We start from the raw sequence: 2,562 nt of genomic DNA, 5'->3' as shown, positions 1-2,562 counted from the left end.
TGAACGAGGACAGCCACGAGGTGATCCGCGGCGGCGTCGAGATCGAGCTCACCGCGACCGAGTTCGAGCTGCTCCGCTTCCTCATGCGCAACCAGCGCCGTGTCGTGTCGAAGGCGCAGATCCTCGACCGCGTGTGGAACTACGACTTCGGTGGGCGCTCCAGCGTCGTCGAGCTGTACATCTCGTACCTCCGCAAGAAGATCGACGCCGGCCACGAGCCGCTCATCCACACCGTGCGCGGCGTCGGCTACATGATCAAAGCCCCTCAGTGAGCGCCTCCCCCACCGACCCTTCTCCCGCGTCGCAGCGCGACGGCCTGCGGTTTCGTCTGAAGCGACCCTGGACGCTCCAGGCGCGCCTGATGACGGCCGTCATCGGCATGGTGGCGTTCATCCTCGTGATGATCGGCATCTCCACGAGCGCGATCCTCAGCCAGGTGCTTATCACGAACCTGGATGCCGCCGTGACCGACGCAGCATCCTCGATCCAGCCCCGCATCGTCTTCCAGAACTCCGCCAACGACGTCCTGAACTCCGGTCGATTCGACTCCGGCACGCTCCTCGTCATGAGCTCGCCCGCGATCGGCGTCACGGGCGCCGTGGTCGAGGACGCCGGGGCGCGCGCCCTCAGCAACGCCGACCTGTCCCGCATCGCCGACAGCCTGCGCGGGGCGGACCCGTCCGTCCGCACCGTTGACCTCCCCAATCTGGGCGAGTACCTCGTCCGCGCCTTCCCCGCGCCCGGGAGCGACAGCTACTTCTTCGTCGGCCTTCCTCTGTCGCAGGTCACCGGCACGATCGGCGCCATCCTCACCACCGTCGCTCTCGTGACGGCGGGCGGTCTGCTGCTGCTCGCGGTCGTCATCGCGATCATCATCAGGCTCGGACTCCGCCCGCTCCGTTCCGTCGCCGACACCGCCACCCGGGTCGCGTCCCTCCGCATGGACCAGGGCGACGTCTCGATCGAGGAACGCGTGCCCGAGGACCAGGTCGACGAGCACACCGAGATCGGTCAGGTCGGCGCCGCGCTGAACACTCTGCTCGATCGCGTCGACGCTTCGCTGAGCGCCCGGCAGCGGAACGAGGACCTCATGCGCCGGTTCGTGGCGGATGCCAGTCACGAACTGCGCACGCCACTGGCATCCATTCGAGGGTTCTCCGAGCTCTCGCTCCGGGCCATGCGGCAGGCGCAGGACGACGAGAGCCGTCAGCGCATCGCGATGGCCGTCGAAACGACCGAGCAGTCGCTGGAGCGCATCCAGGCGCAGTCGCTGCGGATGACGACCCTCGTGGAGGACCTGCTGCTGCTCGCGCGTCTCGACGAGGGACAGGAACTCGTCTACGGGACGGTCGACCTGACCCGGCTCGCGGTCGAAGCCGTCGGCGACGCGCGCCCCGCGGGTCCCGACCACTCGTGGACCATCGACGTCGACGCCGAACCGGTCGAGCTCGCCGGCGACGTCTCACGGCTGAATCAGGTGGTCGCCAACCTGCTGGCGAACGCCCGCACGCACACGCCGGCCGGCACGGAGGTCACGGTCTCCGTGACGCGCGAGGGCGACGAGGCCGTTCTGCGTGTGCACGACGACGGCCCCGGCATCGATCCGTCGGTCGCCGCGCAGCTGTTCGAGCGCTTCGCGCGCGCCGACCGTTCCCGCGACCGCAAGACCGGCGGCACCGGCCTCGGCCTGTCGATCGCCAAGGCGATCGTGGAGGCTCACGGCGGCACGATCGCCGTCCGCAGCACCCCCGGCGACACCACGTTCGAGGTGCGCCTGCCCGCGAAGCCCGTCGATCCGGTGTGAGGCGGACCCGAGGAAACCGGCGACACCGGGCGTTCCCGATCGGTCCTTCAGCGTCACTTCTCGGAAACGTCCCTCCGGATAAGCTGAGCATCACCTGCGAGCCCGAGCTCCTCCGTCGGAAGCCGGCAGGGAGCAATAGGAGGTAGGTGTGTTCGTTCGAGCCCGCGCGTGCGGAATCCTCACTGTCGCCGTCATCGCGTCGGTCATCTCGACCGCCGGCGCTGCCCAGGCTGAGACCGTACCTGCACCGGCGCCCTCCGGCGACGTCATCGATCAGCCGGCTCCGCCTCCTGGCGTGACCCCCTTCACTCCGCCCCAGGTACCCGAAGGGACCTTCGACCCGATTCCGACGGAGCCGGTGCCGACCGAGGTGCCGACCGTGCGTCCCGAGGCCCCCGTGGGAACCGCCCATTTCGAGTCGACCCGACCCCCCGGAACCACCGTGCAGTATTTCCGCCCGGAAGGCGGGACAACGACGTACCGCGGCACGGACGGCGAGGTGCCGCAGGACGTCGCGCCCGAACCTCGGGATGTCGAGCCGGCGGAGGAGTCCGCGCAGCTCGCGCCGGCATCCCCCTCCCCGGCGGTTCCGACCGCATCGCCGTCCCCCGGGGTTCCGACCGCGTCCCCCTCCCCCACCGATGGTCGGGAAGGATCGGGGGAACCGGGTGCGGCCGAATCGTTGACATCCGCGCAGAGAGCGCCCGCGCCCGCCGTGCCGGGTCTGATCATCGGACTCATCTCCTCTCGCCGAGCGG

The 2,562-nt window shown here is 69.8% G+C and carries 2 protein-coding genes; both read left to right on the top strand.

Annotated elements, in window-relative coordinates:
* A partial coding sequence (locus I5G_RS06750; protein WP_022878377.1) for a winged helix-turn-helix domain-containing protein occupies positions 1 to 272 on the top strand: 272 nt, incomplete at its 5' end.
* On the top strand, positions 269 to 1,804 hold the full coding sequence (locus tag I5G_RS06745) for a cell wall metabolism sensor histidine kinase WalK (RefSeq protein WP_022878376.1): 1,536 nt from the start codon (positions 269 to 271) through the stop codon (positions 1,802 to 1,804). The genes I5G_RS06750 and I5G_RS06745, both read left to right, overlap by 4 nt.
* The last annotated feature ends 758 nt before the right edge of the window (positions 1,805 to 2,562 follow it).

Source organism: Microbacterium sp. B19 (assembly GCF_000333395.1).
Lineage (GTDB): Bacteria > Actinomycetota > Actinomycetes > Actinomycetales > Microbacteriaceae > Microbacterium.
The sequence above is the reverse complement of the archived record's forward strand: the minus strand, read 5'-3'. Positions and strand labels throughout refer to the sequence as shown.